Annotated in this window: 21 protein-coding genes; 8 read left to right on the top strand and 13 right to left on the bottom strand. The window is 71.8% G+C overall.

Annotated features, from left to right (window positions below; genetic code table 11):
* Nucleotides 1-46 precede the first annotated feature (46 nt).
* Complete coding sequence (locus EDF48_RS09050) at nucleotides 47-1,057, bottom strand: LacI family DNA-binding transcriptional regulator (RefSeq protein ID WP_123938523.1); 1,011 nt, start codon at nucleotides 1,055-1,057, stop codon at nucleotides 47-49.
* A 390-nt stretch (nucleotides 1,058-1,447) separates the two neighbouring features.
* Between EDF48_RS09050 and EDF48_RS09045 the strand changes: the two genes are divergently transcribed.
* Genes EDF48_RS09045 through EDF48_RS09035 form a run of 3 tightly spaced genes read left to right on the top strand, consistent with a single transcriptional unit; the run spans nucleotide 1,448 to nucleotide 3,609 of the window.
* Complete coding sequence (locus EDF48_RS09045) at nucleotides 1,448-2,803, top strand: MFS transporter (RefSeq protein ID WP_207906672.1); 1,356 nt, start codon at nucleotides 1,448-1,450, stop codon at nucleotides 2,801-2,803.
* Complete coding sequence (locus tag EDF48_RS09040; RefSeq protein ID WP_131879475.1) at nucleotides 2,800-3,141, top strand: L-rhamnose mutarotase; 342 nt, start codon at nucleotides 2,800-2,802, stop codon at nucleotides 3,139-3,141. The genes EDF48_RS09045 and EDF48_RS09040 overlap by 4 nt, the downstream gene beginning before the upstream one ends.
* A 36-nt stretch (nucleotides 3,142-3,177) precedes the next feature.
* The gene (locus EDF48_RS09035) at nucleotides 3,178-3,609 is read left to right on the top strand and encodes a DNA methylase (protein ID WP_111084411.1); all 432 of its coding nucleotides are present in this window, start codon (nucleotides 3,178-3,180) and stop codon (nucleotides 3,607-3,609) included.
* 93 nt (nucleotides 3,610-3,702) lie between these two features.
* Here EDF48_RS09035 and EDF48_RS09030 read toward each other — a convergent pair whose 3' ends face one another.
* The 7 genes from EDF48_RS09030 to EDF48_RS19085 all read right to left on the bottom strand — a co-directional run bounded on the left by EDF48_RS09030 (nucleotide 3,703) and on the right by EDF48_RS19085 (nucleotide 12,620).
* On the bottom strand, nucleotides 3,703-6,372 hold the full coding sequence (locus EDF48_RS09030; protein WP_243698070.1) for an alpha-L-rhamnosidase: 2,670 nt from the start codon (nucleotides 6,370-6,372) through the stop codon (nucleotides 3,703-3,705).
* 13 nt (nucleotides 6,373-6,385) lie between these two features.
* Entirely contained in the window at nucleotides 6,386-7,330 is a 945-nt protein-coding gene (locus EDF48_RS09025; protein ID WP_131879473.1) for a carbohydrate ABC transporter permease, read from the bottom strand.
* Nucleotides 7,327-8,304, bottom strand: coding sequence for a sugar ABC transporter permease (locus EDF48_RS09020; RefSeq protein ID WP_207913239.1), 978 nt, complete (start codon nucleotides 8,302-8,304; stop codon nucleotides 7,327-7,329). Before EDF48_RS09020 ends, EDF48_RS09025 begins: the two co-directional genes overlap by 4 nt.
* Complete coding sequence (locus EDF48_RS09015) at nucleotides 8,301-9,668, bottom strand: extracellular solute-binding protein (RefSeq protein ID WP_165918785.1); 1,368 nt, start codon at nucleotides 9,666-9,668, stop codon at nucleotides 8,301-8,303. The genes EDF48_RS09020 and EDF48_RS09015 overlap by 4 nt, the downstream gene beginning before the upstream one ends.
* 165 nt (nucleotides 9,669-9,833) lie before the next feature.
* Entirely contained in the window at nucleotides 9,834-11,144 is a 1,311-nt protein-coding gene (locus EDF48_RS09010; RefSeq protein ID WP_131879468.1) for a cytochrome P450, read from the bottom strand.
* Nucleotides 11,145-11,172: 28 nt separating this feature from the next.
* Entirely contained in the window at nucleotides 11,173-12,426 is a 1,254-nt protein-coding gene (locus EDF48_RS09005; RefSeq protein ID WP_165932359.1) for an NAD(P)/FAD-dependent oxidoreductase, read from the bottom strand.
* A gap of 2 nt (nucleotides 12,427-12,428) precedes the next feature.
* The gene (locus EDF48_RS19085) at nucleotides 12,429-12,620 is read right to left on the bottom strand and encodes a ferredoxin (RefSeq protein ID WP_165918787.1); all 192 of its coding nucleotides are present in this window, start codon (nucleotides 12,618-12,620) and stop codon (nucleotides 12,429-12,431) included.
* Nucleotides 12,621-12,763: 143 nt separating this feature from the next.
* Here EDF48_RS19085 and EDF48_RS19550 point away from each other — a divergent pair, with 143 nt between their 5' ends.
* The 4 genes from EDF48_RS19550 to EDF48_RS08980 all read left to right on the top strand — a co-directional run bounded on the left by EDF48_RS19550 (nucleotide 12,764) and on the right by EDF48_RS08980 (nucleotide 18,583).
* Nucleotides 12,764-13,624, top strand: a complete 861-nt coding sequence (locus EDF48_RS19550; protein ID WP_131879464.1) for an AraC family transcriptional regulator — start codon at nucleotides 12,764-12,766, stop codon at nucleotides 13,622-13,624.
* 62 nt (nucleotides 13,625-13,686) lie between these two features.
* Entirely contained in the window at nucleotides 13,687-16,266 is a 2,580-nt protein-coding gene (locus tag EDF48_RS08995) for an alpha-L-rhamnosidase (RefSeq protein ID WP_131879462.1), read from the top strand.
* Between the two features lie 91 nt (nucleotides 16,267-16,357).
* The gene (locus EDF48_RS08990; protein ID WP_131879460.1) at nucleotides 16,358-17,272 is read left to right on the top strand and encodes a metallophosphoesterase; all 915 of its coding nucleotides are present in this window, start codon (nucleotides 16,358-16,360) and stop codon (nucleotides 17,270-17,272) included.
* A gap of 249 nt (nucleotides 17,273-17,521) precedes the next feature.
* Nucleotides 17,522-18,583, top strand: coding sequence for an NADP-dependent oxidoreductase (locus EDF48_RS08980; RefSeq protein ID WP_131879458.1), 1,062 nt, complete (start codon nucleotides 17,522-17,524; stop codon nucleotides 18,581-18,583).
* Between the two features lie 25 nt (nucleotides 18,584-18,608).
* On the opposite strand, the gene EDF48_RS08975 is transcribed toward EDF48_RS08980, so the two are convergent.
* Genes EDF48_RS08975 through EDF48_RS08965 form a run of 3 tightly spaced genes read right to left on the bottom strand, consistent with a single transcriptional unit; the run spans nucleotide 18,609 to nucleotide 21,551 of the window.
* Nucleotides 18,609-19,487 (bottom strand): ABC transporter permease, encoded by an 879-nt coding sequence (locus EDF48_RS08975; RefSeq protein WP_173169249.1) that lies wholly within the window; start codon nucleotides 19,485-19,487, stop codon nucleotides 18,609-18,611.
* A complete protein-coding gene (locus tag EDF48_RS08970; protein ID WP_131879456.1) occupies nucleotides 19,474-20,436 on the bottom strand; it encodes an ABC transporter ATP-binding protein in 963 nt (320 codons plus the stop codon). The genes EDF48_RS08975 and EDF48_RS08970 overlap by 14 nt, the downstream gene beginning before the upstream one ends.
* A 38-nt stretch (nucleotides 20,437-20,474) precedes the next feature.
* Nucleotides 20,475-21,551 carry a sigma-E factor regulatory protein RseB domain-containing protein gene (locus EDF48_RS08965; protein WP_131879454.1) on the bottom strand — a complete coding sequence of 359 codons (1,077 nt, stop codon included), beginning with the start codon at nucleotides 21,549-21,551 and terminating at the stop codon, nucleotides 20,475-20,477.
* A gap of 139 nt (nucleotides 21,552-21,690) precedes the next feature.
* Here EDF48_RS08965 and EDF48_RS08960 point away from each other — a divergent pair, with 139 nt between their 5' ends.
* A complete protein-coding gene (locus EDF48_RS08960; RefSeq protein WP_131879452.1) occupies nucleotides 21,691-23,160 on the top strand; it encodes an FGGY family carbohydrate kinase in 1,470 nt (489 codons plus the stop codon).
* Nucleotides 23,161-23,246: 86 nt separating this feature from the next.
* Here EDF48_RS08960 and EDF48_RS08955 read toward each other — a convergent pair whose 3' ends face one another.
* Entirely contained in the window at nucleotides 23,247-23,729 is a 483-nt protein-coding gene (locus tag EDF48_RS08955) for a ribose-5-phosphate isomerase (RefSeq protein ID WP_131879450.1), read from the bottom strand.
* Complete coding sequence (locus tag EDF48_RS08950) at nucleotides 23,726-25,468, bottom strand: dihydroxyacetone kinase family protein (RefSeq protein WP_131879448.1); 1,743 nt, start codon at nucleotides 25,466-25,468, stop codon at nucleotides 23,726-23,728. Before EDF48_RS08950 ends, EDF48_RS08955 begins: the two co-directional genes overlap by 4 nt.
* Between the last annotated feature and the right edge of the window lie 7 nt (nucleotides 25,469-25,475).

Below are 25,475 nucleotides of genomic sequence, written 5' to 3'. Positions count from 1 at the left end.
GTGCCGCAGAGCCGGGCAGGCTGGTGGGCAGACGCGAGGCGGTCGGCTACGCGTCGGCGACGGAGGACTGCCGGACCACCAGCTCCGGCGTGAACTCGACGTGCTCGAGGTCGATGCCCTGCCCGAGCTCGACCTGCTTCGTCAACAGCTCGATCGCCTGGCGCCCGAGGTCCTGTGCAGGCTGGCGCACCGAGGTCAACGGGACGACGGCTGCCTCGGCGAAGGCGATGTCGTCGTAGCCCACGATCGCGATCTCGTCCGGCACCGCGATCGTGCCGCGCATGATGAACGCCTGTTCGAGGCCGACCGCGAGCAGGTCGTTCGCCGCGAACACCGCGTCCGGCCGTTCGGCGCGGGCGCGTGCCTGGAGTTCTTCGCCGATGCGACGCCCTTCGAGCACCGACAGTGACGCGGTCGGCAGGACCTCGAGCTCGATACCAGCTGCCCGGGCCGCCGACAGTGCGCCGGCGTGCCGGTCGGCAACCTGGCGGATGCTGGACGGGCCGCCGACGAACGCGATGCGCGTCCGCCCGATGGCCGCGAGGTGCTCGACCGCGATGCGACCGCCCGCGACGTCGTCCACCGACACCGAGGCGAAGTGCTCGTCGTCGGCGCGGCGGTCGACGAGCACGACGGCGGTGCCCTGGTCACGCAGGCGGGCGAGGCGGGACAGGTCGTCACCGGCGGGGGAGATGAGCAGGCCGGCGACGCGGCGTTCCTCGAACAGGTCGACGTAGGTGCGCTCGCGGTCGGTGGACTCGTCGGAGTTGCCGATCAGGACGGCCAGGCCCTTGTCCATCGCGGCGTCTTCTGCACCGCGCGCGACGTCGGTGAAGAACGGGTTGCCGCCGTCGAGCACGATCAGGCCGACGGTGGAGCTGCGGCCGGCCCGGAGCTGGCGTGCGGAGTCGTTGCGGACGAACCCGAGCGCGGCGATGGCGGACTGCACTCGGTCGACAGTGGTCGGGGCCACCTTGTCAGGGCGGTTCAGGACGTTCGACACCGTCCCCAGGGACACGCCGGCGAGCGCTGCCACCTCTCGCACACTGACCGCCATGTGGCCATCCTGGCATCGCACCTGCGCTTCCGGGTGGTGCGCGCCGTGATCTGTGGAAAACGGCGGACGGGAGGCGCGGTGCGGGCTGGACCCGGGCCTCCCGTCCGGTGGGTGGGCAGGTCCACCGCACGGTGCGAGATTGTGGGTGCGGCCGCGCCCCGTGCGTGCTCCGTTCCGGCGTCGCACCGTGCGTGCTGCGCCGCAACGTGCGAGGTTGGCCGCTCGGTGCGCGCTTGCAGCGCCGCACGGAGCGGGCAACCTCGCACCAAGTGAGCGACCGCGCACCGTGCGGACGCGCACAGCACGGACTTGCCAACGCCCGCCGGGTCGCACTATCGTCTCGCTGTCCCGTTGAAACGATTCACTGACGAACACGCGAACGGAGGACCAATGGCGGTCCGAATCGGAGCCCGGAGCACCACGGGCTGGAAGGCGACCGTCTCGGTCGCCATGTCGAACTACATCGAGTCGGGGTCGATCATCGCGATCGCCACGAGCCTCAGCCTGTGGCAGGCGCAGTTCCACGTCGGCGACCTCGAGGTCGGTCTGCTGGCGAGCCTGTCGGCGAACGCGTTCGGCGCGGCCGCCGGCGCCATCATCGGCGGACCGCTGTGCGACCGCTACGGCCGGAAGTTCATCTACACCTACGACCTGCTGCTGTACATGCTCGGCATCCTGCTCGCGGTCTTCGCCGGCAGCTACGGCATGCTGTTGGTCGGCTTCATCCTGACCGGCATCGCGGTCGGCGCCGGGGTGCCGGCGAGCTGGACCTACATCGCCGAGCAGGCACCAGCGGACAAGCGTGCGGCCCACGTCGGCACCGCGCAGCTCGCCTGGTCGATCGGCCCGATGGTCGGCTTCGGGTTGGCCATCGCCGCCGCACCCCTCGGGCTGCTCGGCAGCCGGCTCATCTTCGCGCACCTGTTCGTCGTCGCCGCCGTCGTCTGGTGGCTCCGCCGCGGGCTGCCGGAGTCGGCGATCTGGAAGGACGAGCGCGCCGCGACCGGCACCGCGAACTTCTTCCACGGGATCACCCAGCTGTTCAGCCGGCGCCGGAACCTGACCGCGATGCTGTTCCTGTTCGGCGTCTACGCGCTCTGGAACACCGTCGCCGGGCAGGCCGGCATCTTCCAGCCGCGGGTGTACTCGGCCACCGGGGTCACGAGCGTCACCGAGCAGTACGGCCTGCAGATCCTGGTGTGGGGCTGCACCGTCGCCGCGACCTACTTCGGCTTCATGCGCTACGGCGACCGGGTCAGTCGACGGTTGCTGTTCGCCCTCGGCGCGGTGCTCGCGATCGTCGCCTGGGCCGTCCTGATCTACGCGCCGGCGAACCTCGGCACGCTGCTGTTCTTCGCCGTGGCGTGGGGCATCTCGTCGGGCATCGGTGCCCAGGCGTTCTACGGCCTCTGGACGAGCGAGCTCTTCGCCACCCGGTACCGGGCCAGTGCGCAGGGCGTGCTCTTCCTCGCCGCGCGGGTCATGGTCGGTCTGCTGAGCATCTGGTTCCCGCTGCTGCTGTCCGACATCGGACTCCGTGCACTCGGTGGACTCATCCTGGGGCTCCTCGCGATGTCGTTCCTGGTCGGCACCATCTGGGCGCCGCGCACGCAGGGCAAGACGCTCGAGGCGATCGAGGCCGAGCGGTACGGCACCGTGACCACCGTCACCGGTACCGTGCGCACCGCCGACGAGCGCGCCGTGCAGGACGCCGAACAGCGTCGCCGCGCCGAGGCCGACCGATGACCCGCGTCTGCTTCCGACTGCAGGTGCAGGCCGAGCACCTGGACGCCTACCGCGAGCGGCACGCCGCGGTCTGGCCGGCGATGCTCCGGGCGATCGCCACGGCGGGGCGGCGGAACTACTCCCTGTTCCTCGACGACGACGGCCTGCTGATCGGCTACTACGAGACCGACTCGGTGGCCGATGCCGACGCGTCGCTCGCGGCCTCCGAGGTCGCGAGCGCATGGGAGGCGCACATGCAGGACCTGTTCGACGGTGCCGCGGGTCGGGCGGACCAGACCGCGCGGGTGCTGCCCGAGGTGTTCAACCTGGAGGACCAGCTGGCCGCCGCCGCCGAGTGAGGAGCGGGGGAGCGGGGAGCGGGTAGCGTCCGGTCCATGGCCGACGTGACCCACGCCGCGGACCTCGGGATCGACCTGTCCGACGGCAAGCCCCAACAGCTCTACCGGTGGTTCCTCGCCAGCATGCTCTTCGGCCGGCCCATCCGGCAGGAGCAGGCGGCGGAGACCTACCGCGTCCTCATCGACCACGGGTTCACCAGCCCGGGGAAGTTCGCGGGCGCCGGACGCGAGCAGCTGCGCCGGGTCCTGGACGAGGGCGGCTACGCGCGGTTCGACTACCAGATGACCGATGCCCTGCACGAGACGATGCACACGCTCGACGCCGACGAGGGGTCCGTGTCGCACCTGGTGAAGACCGCGGCGTCGCGGAAGGACCTGCGCGACCGACTCGGTGCGCTCAAGGGGGTCGGCCCGAAGACGATCGAGATCTTCCTGCGGGACATCCCGGACGTGGTGCTGCCGGACTAAGCGCGAATGCGTGCCCGGATGACTTCGTGAGCAGAAATGGTCGAGTCTGACGCCCCGACCCGACCATTCCTGCTCACGAAGCGCCCGCCCGCGCTACACGGGAACCGAGGCCTGCCACGTGCCGTGGGCCAGCGGCGTCGCCGGAGCGCCGGGCAGGTCGAGCACCGCGGTCGCGCCGACCGGCACGGTGACCGTGACCGACAGCGTGCCGTCCACGACCTCCCAGTCGATCGCCGCCCGTCCGTGCGGGGTGTCGAGCGCTGCCCCCGCCGAGGTCAACCCACCACCGGGGCGCGGGGCGAACAGGATGTCCCCGTAGCCGGGGGACGCGAGCGCGATGCCGGCCACCACCCGGTGCATGAAGTCCGCGACCGACCCGAGGGCGTAGTGGTTGAACGACGTCATCCCGCCGGAGTTCACACGGCCGTCCGGCAGCAACGAGTCCCAGCGCTCCCAGATCGTCGTCGCGCCCTGCGCCACCGGGTAGAGCCACGACGGGCACTCGTCCTGCAGCAGCATCGCGTAGGCGTCGTCGAGGTGTCCGGCCTGCAGCAGCGCGTCGCAGACCACGGGGGTGCCCGCGAACCCGGTGCCGATCCGGTGTCCGTTCGCGCGCACCAGGGCGGCGAGCCGTTCACCGACCGGCCCCGAGGCGTCCACGAGCCCGAACACGATCGCGAGCGCGCTGGACGCCTGCGAGTCATCGAGCACCTCGCCGGCGTCGGACAGGAACCGTTCGCGCCATGCGTCCCGGATCCGTGAGGCGAGCGCCGCGTAGTGGTCGGACGAGGACTGGTCCCCGAGCACCCCCGCCCACGCCGCCAGCACCGACGTCGATCGGTACGAGTACGCCGTCGCCAGGCAGTACTTGTCGGCCTTCGCAGCCGCGGCGTCCTCCGGCGGGGCGAGCGGGTCGAGCCAGTCGCCGAACTCGAAGCCGTCGACGCGCACCAACGACTCGTCCGAGGTCGCGTGCACCCCGTCGACCCAGGCCTTGGCGGAGGCCCACTGGTCCTCGAGCAGCCCGACGTCGCCGTACGCCCGGTACAGCTCCCAGGGTGTGAGCACCGCCACGTCGCCCCACACGGCGGCGTGGTTGCCCTCGGGGTCGGCGCCCGGCAGCGTCGGCACGTAGTGCGGCACGCCGCCGTCCGGTCGCTGCTCGAGCGCGAGGTCCCGCAGCCACGACCGCAGGACGCCGGCGCAGTCGTACAGGAACGCCGCGGTGGGCGTGAACACCTGCAGGTCGCCGGACCAGCCGAGCCGTTCGTCGCGCTGCGGGCAGTCGGTCGGGATGTCGACGAAGTTGCCGCGCATCGACCAGACGACGTTCTCGTGGAACCGTTCGAGTCGCGGATCCGAGCAGTGGAACCACCCGGTGCGGCGCATGTCCGAGTGCAGGACCTCGGCGACGATGTCCCCGGGCTCGAGCGTCGCGGACGGCCATCCCTCGACCTCGGCGTAGCGGAACCCGTGCACCGTGAACCGCGGGTGCCACGTGCCGGTGCCGTCGTCGGACGGCCCGGAGTAGAAGACGTCGGTGGCCTTCGCGGTGCGCAGTGGCCTGGTGGCGAGCTCGTCGTCCTGCATGACCTCGGCGTGCCGGATCGTGACGCCGAACGGTCCGACCGCGTGGTTCCGGATCCGCAGGCGGCCCGGCAGGTTCTGCCCGAAGTCGAGCTGGATCGCGCCGGCGTCCCAACGCCGTGACCACGTCGGTTCGATCTCCTCGGTCACCCGGACGACGGGGCCGTCGGCGGCGACGAGCGAGGCGGACGGGCGGTCGAGGACCTCGACCGGGTCCCAGTCGGAGTCGTCGAACCCGACGGCCTGCCAACCGTCGGGCTCGACTCCGCCATCCCACTTCTCTCCGTCGTAGAGGCCGGAGAGCAGGATCCCGGCGCGTGCGGCGCGCCAGGAGTCATCGGTGCCGAAGGTCTCGGCCGTGCCGTCCTCGTACTCCACCTCGAGTTGAGCGATGAGTGCGAGGCGGTCGCCGTAGACGTTCCGCATGCGGTCGTCCCAGGTGATCCGGCCGCGGTACCAGCCGTCCGCCAGGCGCGCGCCGAGGACGACGTCGCCGCCCTGCGACAGGTGTCCGGTGACGTCGTGCACGAGGTACCGCACGCGGTGTCCGTACGACGTCCACCCCGGCGCGAGCTCGGCGTCGCCGACGTGCACCCCGTCGATGGTCACCTCGTGCAGGCCGAGGCTCGCGACCGCGAGCCGCGCCCGGCGTACCGGTCCGCGCAGCGGGACCTGTCGCCGGAGCACCGGCGGTGCCTGGTCGACACGGGTGTTCTCCCGCCAGGGCGCGGCGACGAACGAGGCGGTCCAGTCGCTGTCGGCCAGGAGGCCCGCCTCGACCTCCAGGGGCTCGCTCCAGCCCGTCGCGTGCTCGGCTCCGGTGCCGTCGTCGCCCACCACACGGACGCCCCAGACCGCGCGCTCGCGGGACGCCAGCGGTGCGAACGGCCACGCGACGAGGACGCCGGAGCCGTCGACCCGGGCGGAGGAACCGGTGTCGTCGCCCTCCGACCGCGAGACGAGTTCGACGTCGGCTCCGGTCGGGGACCAGCCCGCGGGGGCGTCGGGTACGAGCCACGACAGGCGCGGAGTCGGTGAGCCGATCCCGAGGGGTTCGCGGAGGTGTTCGACGCGGAGCCCCGACGGGGCGACCATGTCCTGCGGGCCGGTGGCGGGCCTCCCGGTCGGGTGGGAGCCGGCCACACGGCGGGCGGTGGAGGTCGTCGTGTCGGTCATGCGGTTCCTTTCGTCAGTCCTTGATGCCGGACATCGTGATGCCCTGGATGAAGGTCTTCTGGGCGAAGAAGAACAGCACCACGATGGGGATGAGGATGATGGTCGAGACGGCCATGAGGGGGCCGACCGCGGTGTCGCCCTGCGCGCCCTGGAAGAACGTCAGGCCGAGGGACAGGGTGTACTGGCTCGACTTCGTCAGGTACAGGAGCGGGCCGAGCAGGTCGCTCCAGGACGCCAGGAACTGGAAGAGCATCACGGCCGCCAGCGCGGGCTTGCAGAGCGGCAGGATCACCTGGAAGAACACACGCAGCTCGCCGGCGCCGTCGATGCGTGCGGCGTCCGACAGCGCTTCGGGGATGCCGAGGAAGAACTGGCGCATCAGGAAGATGAAGAACGGGATGCCGAAGAACGTCGGCACGATGAGCGGCAGGTACGTGCCCGTCCAGCCGATGTCACGGTAGGCCACGAACAGCGGCACCATCGTGACGTAGAACGGCACCATCATCGTCGCGATCAGGATCGTGAAGATCCCGTTCCGCCACGGCCACCGGATCTTCGAGACGCCGTAGCCGACCATCGCGCTGGACAGTGCGGCGCCGATCATCGAGGGCACGCAGATCACGAGCGTGTTCCAGAAGTACTGCAGCAGCGGGAACGTGGCGAGGCCGTACGAGAAGTTGCCGGTCGTGATGGTGTCCGGGAACCACTTCACCGGGAACGCACCGATGTCCGCCTGGGTCTTGAACGCGCCCGTCACCATCCAGAACAGGGGCATCAGGAAGACGACGCTCAGCACGATCAGGACGGAGTGCTTCGCGATCGACTCGGCGACCTGCGGCCACGTCCGCTTGCGGTGCTTCGGGACCGGTCGGCTGGGCTCCGCGGTGCCGGGGCGGCCGGGTTGCCCCGGCTCGAGGGCGGCCGCGGCCGCGCCGGTCGGACTGTCGATGGCGGTCATCGTGCCTCACCTCCGTAGTAGACGCGCCGGCCGATGATCCGGTACGCCAGGATCGAGACGGCGGCGATGATCACGAAGAGCACCCAGCCGACCGCGCTCGAGTAGCCGAGTTGGTAGTGGTAGAACGCGGACTGGTACAGGTAGACGCCGGACACCAGGGTCGAGCCGGCTGGATCGCCGTACCCGCCCGTCATCACGAACGCCTGCGTGAAGTACTGGAACCCGGCGATCAGGCCCGTGATGGTCGCGAACAGCAGCTGCGGGCTGATGAACGGCAGCGTCACGTTGCGGAACTGCTGCCAGGTGCCGGCGCCGTCGAGGGACGCCTGCTCGAGCAGGTCCTGCGGCACGCCCTGCAGGCCGGCGAGCAGGATCACCATGAGGTTGCCGACGCCCCACAGCCCGAACAGGATCAGCGCGGGCTTGGACCAGTCCGGGTCCGAGAGCCAACCGGGGCCCTGGATGCCGAACAGGCCGAGCACGTTGTTGATGACGCCGTACTGCGGGTTGAGGACGTACGCCCAGATCACCGCACTGGCGACGATCGGCACGATGGACGGGACGAAGAAGACCACGCGGTAGAAGCCGAGGCCCCGCACCCGCCAGTTCAGCAGCAGTGCCAGGCCGAGCGCGACGGCGATGCCGAGCGGGACGGAGATCACCGTGATGAAGAGCGTGTTGCCGAGCGACAGCCACCACTGGCCGTCGGCGAAGAGCGTCCGGTAGTTGTCCCAGCCGATCCAGTCGCGGCTGCCGCCGAGCAGGTTGGCGTTCGTGAAGCTGTTCACGGCGCTGGTGATGATCGGGCCACCCGTGAAGGCGACGAGACCGATGATCGCCGGCGCGGTGAAGAAGAGCCCCCACAGGAACGTCTGTCGCTGCGCGCGGGTGCGGGGGATCCAGTGGGTGAGCCAGCTGGGCCCCTTGTCGCGCGACCGTGGTCCGCTGGTCGTGATGCTCCGTGTGACGGTCACGGGTGCTCCTTCCGGAACTCGTCGAGGGCGGAGTTGACCTGCGCGGCGACGCTCTTCATGGCGCGCTCGGGGGTCGTCTTGCCGTAGATGGCACTGCTGACGGCGACGTCGAGTGCCGTCGCGTACGTGCTGGCGACCGGGATCGTCGGGCGGATGTTCCGCGCGGACAGCAGGCCCTCGCGGTAGATCGCGACCGTCGGGTCGTCGCGGAACTCCTGCAGCACCGGGGACTTCGTGTAGCCGGGCAGCAGGGTGCCGTTCGTGAAGTTCGCCTGGGTGCCCTCGTCGGACGTGGTCGCGAACTGCAGGAAGTCCCACGCGGCGTCGTGCTCCTTCGACTCCTTCGGGATGAAGAGGTCGTAGCCGCCGAGCCAGGTGGCACTGCCGGGGGAGCCGAGCCCCTCGGCGTAGGGGAACAGTGCGGCGCCGAGCTCGACCTTGGACGCGTCACCCTGCTTGTAGACGTTCGAGCTGTCGGTCGTGGTCATCGGCGCCATGCCGACGTTGCCGCTCGCGATGGACGGCAGGGTCTGCGACGGAGCGGTGACGGCGAGCTGGCTGGCGCCGCCGACCTTCTTCGCGTAGTCGCACATCCACTGCAGCCCCTGCACGATGTTGTCGTCGTCCGGGGTCGCGACCTGGTTGTCGTCGCTCATGAACTTGCCGCCGAAGGCGAAGCCGAGCGTGAACATCGAGTTGCTGAAGCCGTAGTAGTCCCACGGGATCGTGCCGATGCGGGTGATCCGCCGGCCGTCCTTCCGCAGGATCTTGTCCGAGAACCGGTCGAGCTCGTCGATGGTCGTCGGCGGCGTCTCGGGGTCGAGGCCGGCGTCGGCGAAGACCTTCTTGTTCCAGAACAGCGGGAAGTTGACGTCGACCAGGATCGGGTGCGCGTAGATGCCGTCGGTCGCGGTCATCTGCTTCCACACCGCCGGGGCGTAGTCGGCTTCGCCGAGGCCGGCCTTCGCCATGTAGCCGTCGAGCTTCGTGACGACGCCGTACCCGGCGAACTGCGGGTACTCCTCGGGCGTGCAGAAGGCCAGGTCGGGCGGGGTGCCCGCGGCGATCGCGGTCTGCAGACGGATCTGGGTGTTGCCGGACAGCGGCGCGTACGTGACCCGGACGCCGGTGTGCGACTGCGACTTCTCGTAGAGCTCCCCGAGCAGCACCCAGGCGTTGCCGAGGGTGCCGCCCCAGATGTTGTAGAGCTCGATGACGTGGTCGCGGCCCGGTGCCGGGTCCTTGCTGAGTCGGATGCCCTGCTGGTCGGCAGCAACTGCGCCGCCGCTGATCACGGTGCACCCCGCGAGCCCGATCGTCGCTGTGCCGGCGGCGATCGCTGCGAGGAACGCCCGACGCGACACGTCGCGTGGCGCGGGCCTGGTGGGTGGGTGTGGTGGTCGGCTCGACATCGAGTCCCTCCGGTCATCTTCGTTGACAATCGGCACACCGTCCGGTGGAGGTGAATCGTTTCACCGGGCGGCTGGCGACAAATGTACGACGCTCCGGGCCGGAGCGCCAGCATTAATTCAGATCGATGGACAAATTGAACGAGAATCGGTTTTCGGGCCGGTCCCCGCGGTCCCCGCGGTCTCCTGGTCCCACGTGACATGGACCGCTCCCGCCTCGTACGTGGCGACGGGGTTCGCGAACGGCAGCGGGTGGAGCTGGTCGGCGTCGAGCAGTCGGAGCCCGGGCAGGCCGGCGAGCATTTGCGTGAGCGCCTGCCGGATCTCGAGCCGCGCGAGCTGCTGCCCGACGCACCCGTGCGGACCGTGCCCGAACCCGAGGTGCCCGAAGGCGTCCCGCTCGACGTCCAGGCGATCGGGGTCCGGGAACCGTTCCGGATCCCGGTTCGCACCGACGGGCGAGACCGACACCGTCGTGCCGGCCGGGACGAGCTGGTCGTCGACGACGACGTCCTCGGTCGCCGTCCGCGGGAACAGGGTCAGGAACATCGCACCGGTTCGCATGAACTCCTCGATGGCCGGCGCGATGCGGTCCGGGTCGTCGCGGAGCAGGGCCAGCTGGTCGGGGTTCGTGAGCAACGCGACCGTGGCGGTGGCGATCAGGTAGGCGACGGAGTCGTGTCCCGCGCTCATGAGCTGGAACACGAGCCCCTCGACCTCGTACCGCTCGAAGTCCGAGGCGAGCAGGTCGCTCACGACGTCGTCGCCGGGATCGCCCGTCCGTCGGTCGAGGACCGTCCGGATGTGGTCGAACCGCTGCTGGGTGGTGGTCGTCGTCACCTGGTCGACGAACAGTTCCCGGAACTGCGGCACCAGGTCGTCCGGCACCCCGATCACCCGGCAGTGCGTCCGTGCGGCGATCGGCTGGGCGAAGTCGGCGAACACGTCGGCACCGGGGCCCAGCGCCCGGAACACCGCGAGCTGGCCGGCCACCGTGTCGTGCACCCAGGGCTCGCGACCACGGACCTGCTTCACCGAGAACCGGCTGGTCACACCGCGGCGCATGCGCTGGTGGGCGTCGCCGTCCAGGGCGAGCAGGTTGGCGGCGTCGATCGACCGGCGTGCGGCGTCGTCGAGCGTGTCCGGTGGAGGCGCCGTGGTTGCGTGCGCTGGGTCGTGGGCCGGTGCAGCGTCGCTCCGCGGCATGCGGTGGGGCAGCTGGCTGAAGCGCGGGTCACCGAGCACCGCTCGCGCGGCCTCCCACCGGGTCACGACCCTGCCGACGTGGCCGTCCTGGTACTCGAGCAGTACCGCGGCGTCGGATGCGCGCCACGCGGCGAGTGTCGGCGACGGGGCGAGCGGCGTGCCGTCCACGGGCAGGGTGCGCGCGTGCGCGAACGGGCAGGCGGCGGGTTCGGTCGAAGTGGTCACGGGGACCTCCAGGTCGGTGCGGTGCGGGTCATCGGGTGGGTGTCGGGATGCCGGCCGCCAGGAGCCGTCGTGCGCGTCGGAAGGACCGCGGTGCACCCCAGCCGACGACACCCGTGGTTGCGTGGTCGTTGGTACCACCGCGGTCGCCGGCACTGTCGTGGTCGCCGGCACCGCCGTGGTCGCCGGAGCGCTGCACGAGGACGGCCGGGTCGTCGTCCCACGGTTCGAGCGGCGCGGCGGGGTCGAAGGTGCCGGCTGCCTGCACGAGCACGCCGTGCACCTCGGACCAGAAGAACGGCACGCGCTCGGTCTGGTCGTCGTGGCCGGTGATGGTCGCGGCGACGGACAGGGCCTGCTCGATCGCGTTGGTCTGGTGCTCGACACGGGGCGGCAGCGACGTGCCGGACGCGGGAGCGGGTGCCGGCAAGACCCCGGGCGCCGCCCACCGCGCCACGTCGCCGATCGCGAAGACGTCGGGAGCCGCGACCCCGCGTGCATCGCAGCAGACGCCGTCGTCGACGACCAGCCCGGAGCCAGCGAGCCAGGCCGTGTTCGGACGTCCGCCGGTCGCGGCCACGACCACGTCGGCCGGCACGCGCCGACCGTCGCCGAGCACGACCGCCGTGCCGCCGCGCCCCGTGCCGCCGGTCCGCGTGCCCTCGACCGCCCGTGCCCCGGCGTTCGGTTCGACCGTGACGCCCGCGGCCCGGTGCAGCGCGGTGAGCCGATCGGACAGCGCGAGCCCGACCGTGCCGAACGACAGCCCGCCACGACGTCCGACCATCGTGACCGCTCGCTCGCTGCCCCGGGCCGCCGAGGCGATCTCGGACGCGAGCACCCCGCTGCCGATGACCACGACCCGCTCGGCGGACGTCCACGCGGCACGCAGCCGCACGGCGTCGTCGAGCGTCCGCAGCAGGTGCACGCGTTCGGCGCCCGGTACTGCGGGTCGGACCGCGGTCGCCCCGGTGGCGACGACGAGCACGTCGTACGCGATCGGGCCGGCATCGGTCAGCAGTCGGTGCGCCGACGGCTCGAGGCCGGTGGCTCGGACACCACTGCGGATCGTGAGGTCGAGGGCGTCGAGCTCCGCGGCGGTCCGGAGCGCCGCGCGATCGGCATCCCATGCTCCGGTCAGGACCTGCTTCGAGAGCGGTGGGCGACCGTACGGCACGTGGGGCTCGTCGCCGACCAGGGTCACCGGCCCGCTGTGGCCCTCGGCCCGGAGCGCCTCGGCGACCGTCAGACCGGCGACCGAGGCGCCGACGACGACCACGTGCACGGTCAGTCCTGCAGGGTGATCGCGTGTGCGGGGCAGAGCGCCGCCGCTCGTCGGGCTGCTGGTTCGTCGGCGGCGCCCGGGTGCTCGTCGAGCAGCTCCACGATGCCGTCGTCGTCCTGGTCGAAGAGTGCTCCGGCGACCAGGGCGCACTGCCCGGCTCCGACGCAGATGTCCGTGTCCGCGGTGATCCGCATGGTCGTCCTCCTGTCACCGATCGCCGTCGACCGGTGCACCGACGCTACGTTCGGACCAGGTGGCGGCGGCATGGGTTCCGCGGGCAGAACCTGGACGATCCGGTCAACGCTGGTCCACCTGCACCGATGCGTACAGTGTCCGCATGGACGAACGCGCTGCCGCCGGCCCCGTCGTCGTCGCGGCGAACTGGTACCGCTTCCGCCCGGGTGAGCAGATCCACCACCTGTGGGTGCACAGCGTGTGCTGCCTCTGGGTGCTGAGCGGGAGCGGGGTGGTCGAGTCCACCGGGCAGCGGTTCCACCTGACCGCCGGCGACGTCCTCCGGCTGCCGTGGAGCCACGACGTCGCCTACCGCGCCGACGACCGCTCGCCGTTCCGGTTGGGGACGGTGCACGTCGTCCCGCGCCATGCGCACGGTCGGCCGGTCGTGCCGGAGGTCGCGCACGCGCCCGGTGACCAGGTGCTGGACGACTCCGCACGCTTCGACGATCCCGACGGCGTGGACCTCCCGATCCTCTGGCCGGGGCGCAGCAGTGTCGCGCGTCGCCTCGGGTCGCTCGGCCGGTACGTCGTCGAACGGTTCGCCGACGGCCCGTTCGACGAGTCGGTGTTCCGCGCGCTCGGGGCGGTCGTGCTCGCCGAGACCCGCGCCGCACGCGACGACGAACACGAGACGGTCCCGGTCGCGCTCGACCGGATGACGGACTTCGTGCTCCGGAACCTGCAGCGCCCGATGACCGTCGCCGAGATCGCCACCGCTGGCGACTGCAGTGAGTCGACGGCCGGCCGGCTGTTCGCCGCGCACCTCGGGTCGTCGGTGTCGAGCTGGGTGCGCGAGACCCGGATGCGAGAGGCAGCCGAACTGCTGTTGACGAGCGGACTCCGGGTCGGCGAGGTCGCCGCCGCAGTCGGGTTCGCCGACCCGCTGTACTTCTCGCGGGCGTTCCGTGACGCGTTCGGAGTCCCGCCGAGTCGCTACGGCACCGACCGCATCCGACCTTGATGCCGCACGGGTTGACAGCGCCCGGATCGTCCTGAATCGTTTCATCCGACCTTGGAGGTGCGATGGAGCTCCTGGACCACGACGTCGACGGCCAACACGACCCGATCGGGACCGCACAGTGCGGCCTGCGGTTCGCCTGGCGTCCCGACGAGACCCAGACCGCTGCGCAGGTGGTGGTCCGGGACGCCGACCGCGTCGTCTGGGACTCCGGCCGCACGGAGACGCCGACACCCTGGTTGCGTTCGCCGTCCGACCTGCGGTTCACCGCGTGGACCGAACACGCTTGGGAGGCCCGGGTGGAGTCCGCCACGGGCGTCGCCGTGGTACGCGGCAGGTTCACCCCGGCACCGCTCGCCGCCGCCGAGTGGTCCGGAGCGCGCTGGATCGGAGGCCCGGCCAGCGCCGGAGCCGCCGCGCGTGACGCCGTCGACGACGGCCGGGGTCCGCGCGAACGCAGCGCGGACGGCAGCTTCGCCGCACCGGTGCTCTCGATCGGTGTGCCGGCCGGACCGCCGGTCGAACGGGTACTGCTCGCCCTCGCCGCCGGGGGCCACGCCGACGTGCGCGTCGACGGGGCGCTCGCCACCGACGAGGTCCTGGCGCCGACCACGACGCACTGGGACCGCCGGGTCCAGGTCGTCGTGCACGACCTGACGGCGGCGCTCGGCGACGGCAACGCGCACGAGGTCGGTCTCGAACTCGGCCGCGGCTTCCACGGCATGACGAACGCGAACGTCTGGGCGTGGGAACGGGCTCCGTGGCACGCGGAGCCCTCGGTCCGTGCGGTGCTCCGGATCGAGCGCGACGGCGGCGCGGTGGAGGTGCTGCCCACCGGACCGGACTGGACCGCGCGGGCCGGCACGATCCTCCTGGACGACCTGTACGGCGGCGAGCTGGCGGACCTGCGCCGTCGCGTCGGCGGGTCGCTGGCGGCGGTTCCGCAACCGGCCACCGTCGTCCCCGGCCCGGCCGGGGCGCTCGAGGCGCGACGTGAGCAGCCGATCCGGATCGTCGAGGAGCTCGCGGCCACCTCGGTCACCGAAGCCGCACCGGGGGAGTGGGTCGTGGCCTTCCCGCGGGTGATCGCCGGTTGGGTCGGTCTGCAGTTGCCGGCCGGTGCCGCGGGGCGGACGGTCCGGATCCGCTCGGGCGAACGGCTGCGCGCTGACGGACTGCCGAACGCCGACGACGACAACCACTACTTCGCCGACGGGTTCCAGACCGACGAGGTCACCCTCGACGACCGTGGCGGGTGGTGGGAGCCACGCTTCTCGTACAAGGGATTCCGGTTCGTGCAGCTCTCCGGGTGGCCGGACGCGTCCGGTCCCGCTCCGTCCGACGTCGTCGCCCGGGTGGTGCGCACCGACGTCGCACGGCGCGCGGACTTCCGGACCGACGAGGCCCTGCTGCAGTGGGTGCACGACGCGACCGTGCACACGATGGAGAACAACCTGCACGGGTACCCGACCGACACCCCGAAGTACGAGAAGAACGGGTGGACCGGCGACGCAGCGGTCGGCGCGGACATGTTCCTGACGAACCTCGACACCGCGGCGGTGCTCACGAAGTGGGTCGGTGACCTCGCGGAGACCGTCGCACCGGGGCACCCGCCCGCGCTGATCGCCCCCAACGCCGGCGTGTTCGGCGTCGACACCCGCGCACCCGTGTGGCACGCAGCGCTCGTCACCGTGCCGTGGGACGTGTACCGCCACACCGGGGACCCCGCAGTGCTGGAGCAGCACGTCGACGTCATCGAGGAGTACGCGCGCTTCGAGGCCGACCGGTCGCCCGGGGGGATCGCCGACACGATCCTCGGGGACTGGGTCGCCCCCGGCACGAGCCCCGGCGGCGGCAACCCACCCGAGGACTCCCGCGTGCCGGCCACCGCGTTCCTCGTCCGGATCCTCGACACCGTCGCCGCGATCGACGACGTGCTCGGGCGCGACGGGTCCTGGGCACGAACGGCCGCAGAGGACGTCCGCGCGGCGTTCACCGAGGCGTTCCTGCACGACGGCGCGGTCCGGGGCGAACACGACGAGGGATTCCGACAGTCCCACCAGGTGCTCGCCCTCGCGTTCGACGTCGTGCGCGCCCCGTCCGACCGGGCAGCCGTGGCCGCGGCGCTCGCCGCCGACGTCCGGGCCCGCGGCGACCACCTGGACACCGGGGCGATCGGGACGAAGTGGCTGCTGCCCGTCCTGACCGACGCCGGCTACCCGGACCTCGCGCTCGCCGTCGCCCGACAGACCTCGCCACCGTCGTGGGGCGCCTGGCGCGAGGCCGGGGCGACGTCGATGTTCGAGCACTGGGACCTGGCGGCACGGTCGCACGGTCACTACTTCCTCGGGACGGTCGACGACTGGCTCACCGGGTGGGTCGCGGGGATCCGGCCGACCGAGGCCGGGTGGCGGCGGTTCACCGTGGCGCCCGCGGTGTGCGGCCCGGTCGGGTCGGCATCGTGCACGGTGCGGACCCCGTACGGCGACGCCGCGGTGGCGTGGACCGCCGATGACGGCACCGTGTCCCTCACCGTGACGGTGCCGCCCGGTTCCGGCGCGGACGTCGTCCTGCCCGACGGCACGCAGCACGTCGCCGGCCCCGGCACGAGTCACTTCGTGAGCAGAAACGGTCGGGTGGGGTGACCCGACCCGACCATTCCTGCTCACGAAGCGCCCCCGACCCAACCCCGACCCGCCCAGCCCGCCCATCGCCCCCGTGGCTACCGTGGACCCCATGCAGCCGCCCGCAGCAGGAACCCTCCGCGTCCTCCACCTCTCCGACACCCACCTGACCGGCGACGGCGCCCTGCACCAGGGGTCCGTCGACACCACCGCAGCGCTGGACGGCGTGCTCGCCCGCGTCGACGGGGTGTCCGGCATCGGCCTCGTCGTCATCTCGGGCGACGTGTCCGAGGACGGCAGCCCCGAGTCCTACGCCGCCGTCCTCGAGCGGGTCGGCGGATGGGCCGAACGCCACGGAGCCGCCCTCGTCGCGGTCCCGGGCAACCACGACCTGCGCGAGGGCTTCCGCCAGGTGCTGTCCAACGGCCACGTCCTCGGCGAGGGCGGCCGCCCCGTCATGCACACGATGGAGTACCACCCGCCGACCGTGCCGGTGCGGGGGCAGTCGCTCGTCGCCGGCCGGAGGATCGTCACGGTCGACACGAGCGTGCCGGGTGCCGGCTACGGCGAACTCAGCGACGCCAGCCTCGAACGACTCCGCGCCGCGCTCGCCGGGGACCACGCGCCGCACGGCACGGTCGTCGTCCTGCACCACCCGCCCCTGCCGGCCCCGACCGAGCTGCACGAGGCGCTCCGACTGCAGAACCCCGAGGCGCTCGCTGACGTGATCCGGGGGTCCGACGTCCGCGTGGTCCTGGGCGGGCACTACCACCACCACTTCGCCGGATCGCTGGCCGGCGTCCCGGTCCTCGTCGCCCCCGGGGTCGCGAACGACACGGACGTGACCGGCGCCTACGACGAGGAATCCGCGTACGCCGACAGCGGCGCCCTCGTCGTCGACGTCGCCGAGGACGGCTCCGTCTGGTCGACGCCGCTGCGCGTCCCACGACCCGACGCCGACCCGCTCGCGTTCCACCTCGACGCCGAGACCGTCGCGTCCGTCATCGCGGTAGCCGGCAAGCACTGAGCGGCAGCCGGCAAGCACTGAGCGGCAGCCAGCAAACACTGAGCGGCCGGCGTGCAGTGAGCGCGCGACGCGCACCGGGCGCGCGAGGCGCACTGGACGTGCGCGACCGACGGACGGGAGGCCCGTGGCGGCGCCGCCACGGGCCTCCCGTCCGCTCGTCGGTACCGCCCACGGCCGGTACCCCGCCTGCTCGGGCTGCACGCGGGGAAACCGAGTAGGCCGGAGGCACACGCCAGCAAAGGAGCACCCATGCGGAACGGCAAGGCAGTCCAGTACGACCGGTACGGCGACTTCAGCGTGGTCGAGCTCGTCCCCCAGGAGAAGCCGACGGCCGGCCCCGGCGAGATCGTCGTCGAGATCGTCGCCGCCGGGCTGAACCACATCGAGCGCTTCCTGCGCGAGGGGAAGCTCCGGGACCACATCGAGCTCGAGTTCCCGGCACGGCAGGGCGTCGACTTCGCCGGCATCGTCCGGGCGCGGGGCGACGGCGTGAAGGACCTGCGGGTGGGTGACGAGGTCATGGGGCACGCGCCCCAGGGAGGCTCGCACGCGAACTGGATCGCGGTGCCGCGTGGTGCCGTCATCAAGAAGCCGGAGTACGTCGGGTGGGAGGTCGCCGGTGGCCTGTACCTGGCCGGGTGCACGGCGCTGTCGGTGGTGCGATCGCTCCGCCTCGGACCGGACGACACCGTCGTCATCACCGCTGCTGCGGGCGGTGTCGGCCACATCGAGAGCCAGCTGGCGCACGACGCCGGTGCGACCGTGATCACCCTCGGCAGTGCGCGCAACCACGACTACCTGCGGCAGATCGGCACGCTGCCGGTCGTGTACGGCGAGGGCGAGGAAGACCGCATCCGAGCGATCGCGGACGGCCGACCGATCACCGCCTTCATCGACAACCACGGCGAGAGCAACGCCGAGCTCCTGGCCGAACGCCTCGGGGTCGGGGACGAGCGCTTCGTGTCGTCGGACGAACGCCGCGACATCGAGCTCCGGTTCCTGCGCGCCCCGGCAGAGGACGAGGAGACCCGGGAACTCCTGACCCTGCTGGCGAAGGCCCTGCAGGAGCGCCGCTTCCAGGTGCTCATCTCGGGGTTCTACCCGTTCGAGTACATCGTCGAGGCGTACGAGGACCTCGCCGAGATGAAGTCACGCGGCAAGGTCGTCATCGGGATGCAGACGGTCGAGACCGGGGCTCGGCTCGACTGGTACCGCTCCGAGAAGGCCCGCGACCTGCGGGACCGCTACGCGGATGCGCGCGGCTCGGAGGCGGAGACGATGGCGGGCGGTTCAGCGAGTCCGGCGAGCTGACGGCGGTCGGGCTCGGCGGTCGGGCTCAGCTCAGGATGTCCTTCGAGGCGAACCGGCTGTACGCCAGCGCCCCGAACACGACGACGTAGCCGAGCTGCAGCAGTGCGTTCGACCCGAACGAGTCGAACGAGATCGGGTCGCGGAGCAGGTCGCCGAACCCCAGCCACTGGTGCGAGAACAGGTACGGGTGCAGCCAGTCGAGCTGGGGCAGCTGGTCGAGGACCTGGGAGGCCCCGGCCAACACCACCGTCGCGGCCATCGCCCCGACCGGCACGTTCGTCAGTGTCGAGGCGAACATGCCGATCGCCACGAGTCCGAGCATCGACATCGCCACGTAGAGGGCGAGGAGCAGTGCCCGACCGGCGTACGACGCTCCGCCGACCTGGGTGCCGGACAGCAGGGTGACCGGACCGATCGGGAACAGCACGGCACCGATCGCCGCACCGACGAGCACCACGAGCAGCGTCGCTGCCAGGCAGAACGCGACCGCGCCGGCGAACTTGACCAGGATGAACCGCACCCGGCCGGTCGGTGCGACGAGCAGGTAGCGGATGGTGCCGTGGCTGGCCTCGCCCGCGACGGTGTCGCCCGCGACCACGCCGACAGTGAGCGGCAGGAACAGCGGGATCGACACCGTCAACGCAGTGAACGCCACGAACAGGCCGTTGTTGGTGATGTCGCCGAGGAACGCCGGACCGCCGTCGTCGCCGTCGGTCGTCAGCTTCACGGCGACCGCGATCAGGACGGGGACGAGCGCGAGGGCCCCGAGCATCGCCCACGTGCGGCGGCGGCGGAACACCAGCGCGAGTTCGGAGCCGAGCAGGGCGAAGGGACGCTGGCGGCGCGGGGCCTCGGCATCGGCCTCGGCGTCGGGCAGTGCACGGGCAGTGTCAGGCAGCGACATCGAAGCCCTCTCCGGTGAGCGCGACGAACAGGTCCTCGAGCGTGCCGCCGCCGACCGTCAGCCCACGGACGCGGACGTCGGCGCGGACGAGTTCGGCGGTGATGGTCTCGGGCAGCAGCTCGTGCGGCAGGTCGGCGACCAGGACGTCCGCGCCGCCGTCGTGCCGGGGGACGAGTCCGAGCCGGCTCAGCACGCTGCCGGCCTGCCCGACGTCGGGCGTGCGGACGGTCACGGTGCGTGCACCGGCGGACCGCAGCTCGTCGAGTTCGCCCTGTGCCACGAGCTTGCCGGTGCGCATCACCGCGGCGTGGGTGCAGACCTGCTCGATCTCGGCGAGCAGGTGGCTCGACACGAACACCGTCGTGCCGTCGTCCGCCAGGGACCGGATGAGGTTGCGGACCTCGCGCGTGCCCTGCGGGTCGAGGCCGTTCGTCGGTTCGTCGAGCACCAGCAGGTCGCGCGGGGAGAGCAGTGCGTTCGCCAGGCCCAATCGCTGCTTCATGCCGAGCGAGTACGCGTGCGCCTTCTTGTCCGCCGCGTGCGTCAGGCCGACACGGTCGAGGGCGCTGGCCACGCGGGCCTTGCGGGTGCGCGGGTCCGACGTGGGGTCGGCCGCGTCGAAGCGCTGCAGGTTCGCGCGCCCGGACAGGTACGGGTAGAAGGCCGGACCCTCGACCAGGGCACCGACGTGCGGCAGCACCTGGTGGAGCGCCTTCGGCATCGACTGGCCGAGCACCTCGATCGTGCCGCCGGTCGCGCTCGACAGCCCGAGCAGCATCCGGATCGTCGTCGTCTTGCCGGAGCCGTTCGGCCCGAGGAACCCGAACACCGCGCCGCGCGGCACCGACAGGTCGATGCCGTCGACGGCGCGCTGCTTGCGGAAGACCTTCTGGAGGCCCGTGGTGCGGATCGCGAGGTCGGTGCCCGTGGTCGGACGGGTCGCGTCCACGGCGGCCGGTTCCGTCGTGTGCGCGGGTTCCGGTGTGCTCACTTCGCGGCGGCGACCAGCGACGACACCGGCACGGCGCCGGCGAGGACCCGGCCGTCGTCGGTCAGGTAGACCGACACGAGCGAGGTCTGGACGGCACGGCCGCCGTCGACGGCCTTCGTGAGCTGGCCGAGCAGGCCCGACGCCTCGTCACCGAGGGACGACTGGTCCACCGTGCCGGCGGGGAGCTCGGCGATCGTGCCCCAGCCTTCGCCCGTCAAGGTCGGCTCGTCACCGTCGTGCGCGGTGCGGGCGTGGTCACCCTTCGCGTGCGCACCGTGCTCGGCGTCGGACAGGTCCTTCTCGGTGACCTTCGCGTTCGACGGGGGAGTGAAGTCGAAGAGCCGTGCGGCCGGGGCGCCGTAGTCGAGGCTCGTGAACCCGACCTGCACCGCGGGGTCGTCCTGCCCGGCGGCCTGGATCGTCGCGCGCAGCGGGAGCCCGGTCTGCTGGTCGACCGCCAGTCGGACGGTGCCGACCAGGGTGTCGGAGGACTTCGGCGTCAGCGTGATCTGCCAGGCGTCGTGACCCGCGACGCTGACCTCGGTCGGCTTCGAGACCGTGGTGCTGGGGGTGATGGCGTCGATGGCTTGCTCGGCGATGTCGGTCGGCGTGGTGGTGCCGTCCTGCAGGTCCTTCGCGGTGTCGGAGGGCAGGGTCACGTGCGTGGCCGTGCGCTCCTTCGAGTCCCAGGTCCAGACCTCGGACCCGTTGCGGACCACGTCCTGCTCGGCGAGCTGCTCCGTCAACTGCACGCGCTGCTTGTCGGCGCCGTCGACGTACACGCGGGCAGTGTGCGACGAGGTGAGCAGCCCGAGCACGTCCGAGGCGTCGCCCTCGAGCGAGGAGCCGCCGGAACCGGTCGGCAGTTCGGGGAGTCCGAGGTCGCTCGACTGCGAGAGCTTGCCGGAGTACTGCGCGTCCGAGGACTTCGCGATGCTGGCGATGACGTCGGCCGCGGTCGGGTTCGTCCCCGCGATCGGGTCGTTCGCCGCGTTCGCGATCATCGGGGCGGCGACGGCGCCGGCGACGACCACCGGCGCGATGACTGCTGGCAGCCAGGCTGACTTCTTCATCGGGTTCCCCTCGTGGAGCATCGGAGTCGTGAGTACGGTACGTCCGGCCCCCGACAGGACGCTGGGCGTCGACGGATCGCGATCGTTCGTAGACTCGGGGCGCGACCGACGGCGGTCGTGTGGCGGCGAAGGAGGCGGCATGCGGGCGGTGCTCGGTCTGGACATCGGGACGTCGAGCACGAAGGCGCTGCTGGCCCGGTTCGACGGCACCGTGATCGCCGAGGTGAGCCGTCGGCACGACGTCGACCGTCCTGCCCAGGGCCTGGTCGAGATGGACGCGGCCGTGTGGTGGGACGAATTCACGACGTTGACGCACGAGCTCCTCGCGCTCGTCCCCGATGCCGACGTGCAAGCCGTGGGCGTGAGCGGCATCGGCCCCTGCGTCCTGCTGACCGACGATGCAGGGGATCCGCTGCGCCCGGCGGTCCTGTACGGCATCGACACCCGGACGGCCGACCTGCTCGACGAGGTCACGGCCGAGCTCGGGGGCGAGGACACGATCCGCGCCCGGTGCGGCTCTGCGCTGAGCACCCAGGCCGCCGGGGCGAAGCTCGCGTGGGTCGCCCGGCACGAGCCCGACGTCTGGGAGCGGGCGGTCCGGTTCACGATGCCGGCGTCACGCGTGGTGGAGCTGCTGACGGGGGAGTACGTCCTCGACCACCACTCGGCCAGCCAGACCACCCCGTTCTACGACGTCCACGAGAACACCTGGATCACCGAGTGGTGCGACCGGCTTGCGCCCGGCCTGCCCCTGCCGCGGCTGCTGTGGTCCGGCGACCAGGCGGGCGTGGTGACGCGCGAGGCGGCCGCGGCCACGGGCCTCCCGGTCGGTATCCCCGTGACGGCCGGCACCATCGACGCCTGGGCGGAGGGCGTGAGCGTCGGCGAGTCGGTGCCGGGCCGGATGTTCCTGCAGTACGGCACCACGATGTTCATGATCGCGCCGACCGCCGAGCCGACGCCGGTGCCGGGCATGTGGACGACGGTCGGGACGCACCCGGGGCAGCCGAGCGTGTCGGGTGGGATGGCGACCTCCGGGGCGATCACCGACTGGCTGCGTCGGCTGGTCGACGGCGAGTGGCCGACGATGCTCGAAGAGGCACGGTGCGCCGGGATCGGCGCGAACGGGCTGCTGATGCTGCCGTACTTCGCGGGTGAGCGGACGCCCATCGCCGATCCGGACGCGCGCGGGGTGATCGCTGGGCTGACGGTGCGGCACACGCGTGGGGACATCTACCGGGCGACGCTCGAGGCGACGGCCTACGCGGTCCGGCACAACATCGAGGTGCTGCGTGCGGCCGGGGTCGAGGTCCGCGAGCTCGTCGGGGCCGGCGGCGGGTTGCTCGGACGGCTCTGGCCGACGATCGTGAGCGACGTGACCGGGCTGCGGCAGACGGTGCCGTCGGTGACCGTGGGGGCGTCGTACGGGTCGGCGTTCTTGGCGGCAGCGCTCGTGGCCGACGTCGACATCCGGCAGTGGAACCCGCCGGCCACCGTCATCGAGCCCGACCCCGTTGCGACGGCCGCCTACGAGCCCGGGTACCGCGACTACCGCGAGCTCTACGAGGCGACGAAGGCCGTCGTGCACCGCTTGGCCGCGCGCAGCTGACCGTTCGACACCGCGCAACGGACACAGCACCGCGCAGATGCACGGTGCTGTGTCCGGAACCTGGTTCCGCGGGAGTGCCGCCGCGCCTACGCCTGGGCGTCGACGCCGGCCGGCGCGCTGCCGTCGTAATCGCAGATGGCCTGGACCTTCGAGGCGCTCGCGCTCGTTCGGTCGAACTCGTAGCCCAACCACTCCTTCGCCATCCGGCGGGCGACCTCGACGCCGACGACCCGCTGGCCCATGCAGAGGACCTGGGCGTCGTTCGACAGGACCGAACGCTCGACGCTGAACGAGTCGTGCGCCGTGACGGCCCGGATGCCCGGGACCTTGTTCGCCGCGATCGCGACGCCGAGTCCGGTGCCGCAGATCAGGATCGCGCGGTCGGCCTCACCCGACGCGACGAGTCGCGCTGCGTCGACGGCCACGTGCGGGTACGCGGTGTGCCCGTCCGCGTCGACGCCGACGTCGACGACCGACGCCACCCGCGGGTCGGCCTGCAGGTCCTGCTTGATGATCTCCTTGTAGTCGAACCCGGCATCGTCCGAGCCGATCACGAGACGGTACGTCATGCGTGTGTTCCTTCCAGTTCGTTCGCACGGGCAGCGAGGACCTCGCCGACCCGCGTGAGGATCATCCCCATCGAGGTGGCACCCGCGTCGGGTGTCCCCAGGCTCTTCTCCGCCAGCGGCCGGGCACGCCCGACCTTCGGCGTGAGGTCGGCTGTCTTGTCGGCCTCGTCACGAGCGACTTCCGCTGCAGCCTGCCACGCGTCGGTGAGCGAGGAACCAGCCGACACCGAGGTCCGCAGTGCATCCACGAACGGCAGCAGTGCGTCGAGCAGCGTCTTGTCCCCGCGGGACGCCCCGCCCAGGTGGACGATCGAGTCGGCGAAGGCCTGTGCGGCCTCCACGACGTCGGACGCCTCGTACGCGGAGCGGTCGTCGCGCAGCGACCGTCCGAAGGCCTCGAGTGCCGCACCCCACAGGACTCCCGAGGTGCCGCCCGCGAACTCGGCCCACGCGTCACCGGCGCGTCCGAGGACGAAGGCGACCCCTGCCTCCTGGCCGACCCGGTCGACTGCCTTCCGAGCCGCGCCGATCCCCTTGACCATGCCGCGTCCGTGGTCGCCGTCGCCGGCGACGGCGTCGATGCGGCCGAGCTCCTCCTCGTGCTCCCGCAGGAGCGCGTCGATCGCCTCGATCGCGTCGCGTGCCGTCTGCGCGGCCTGCCGGGAGGCATCACTCGCGTCCGGCACGACCGTCGCCTCGTCCTCGGCGTCGTCCACCGCGTCGGCCGGCAGCAACGCTGCGATCGGCGCGGCCGCCTTGCGGTACGCGGGCGTGTAGGTGTCGGCACGCCACAGGGGGTCGAGCTCGTCGTCGAGCCACTGGAGGGTCAGCGAGCAGCCGCCCATGTCGAGGCTCGTGACGAGTTCGCCGACCTCGGGTTCGACGATCTCGAGGCCGGCGTCCCGCAGCAGCGGGAGGACGCGTCCCCAGAGCAGGAACAGTTCCTCGTACTTGGTGTCGCCGAGGCCGTTGAGGATCGGGGCGACCCGGGTGCCCGCGTTCGCCGGTCGGTCGGCGAGGAGTCGTTCGACGAGCAGCGCCGCGAGGTCGGTGGCGCGGAGCAGTGGGACGTCCTCGATGCCGGGTTCACCGTGGATGCCGAGCCCGAGTCCGAGGTGGCCGTCGGGCACGGTGAAGAGCGGCTCGGTGGCGCCGGGCATGGTGCACCCGGAGAACGCGACACCGATCGTGCGGGTGGCGGCGTTCGATGCATTGCCGAGGCGTTCGACCTCGTCGAGGTCCGCGCCCGCGGCGGCTGCGGCACCCATCGCCTTGAAGACCGAGAAGTCCCCGGCGATGCCACGACGCTTCGACTCCTCGTCGGCGCTCGCGATGTCGTCCGTGACCACGACGATCCGGGTGTCGATGCCCTCGGCACGCAGCCGCTCGGCGGCGAGCCCGAAGTTCATCGTGTCACCGGCGTAGTTGCCGAACGACAGGACGACGCCCTTCCCCTGGTCGGCCGCCTTGGCGACCGAGTACACCTGCGCGGTGGACGGCGAGGTGAAGACGTTGCCGACGACGGCGCCGGTGGCGAACCCCGGGCCGACGATCCCGCAGAACGCGGGGTAGTGGCCGGAACCGCCGCCGACGACCACCGCGACCTGGGGGTCGGCGCCGTCGGTGGGCAGGGTGACGACGCCGCCGTGGACGCCGCGGACGCGGTCGGCGTAGAGCGCGAGCCAGCCGGCGAGCTGGTCCTCGGCGAACTCGTCGGGGGCGTCGTGGATCGTGGTCATGCTCGAG

Origin of the sequence: Curtobacterium sp. PhB191, from assembly GCF_004346515.1 — a bacterium.
In the GTDB taxonomy this organism is placed as follows: domain Bacteria; phylum Actinomycetota; class Actinomycetes; order Actinomycetales; family Microbacteriaceae; genus Curtobacterium.
Note: the sequence above shows the minus strand (reverse complement) of the source record. Positions and strands in the feature narration are given on the sequence as shown.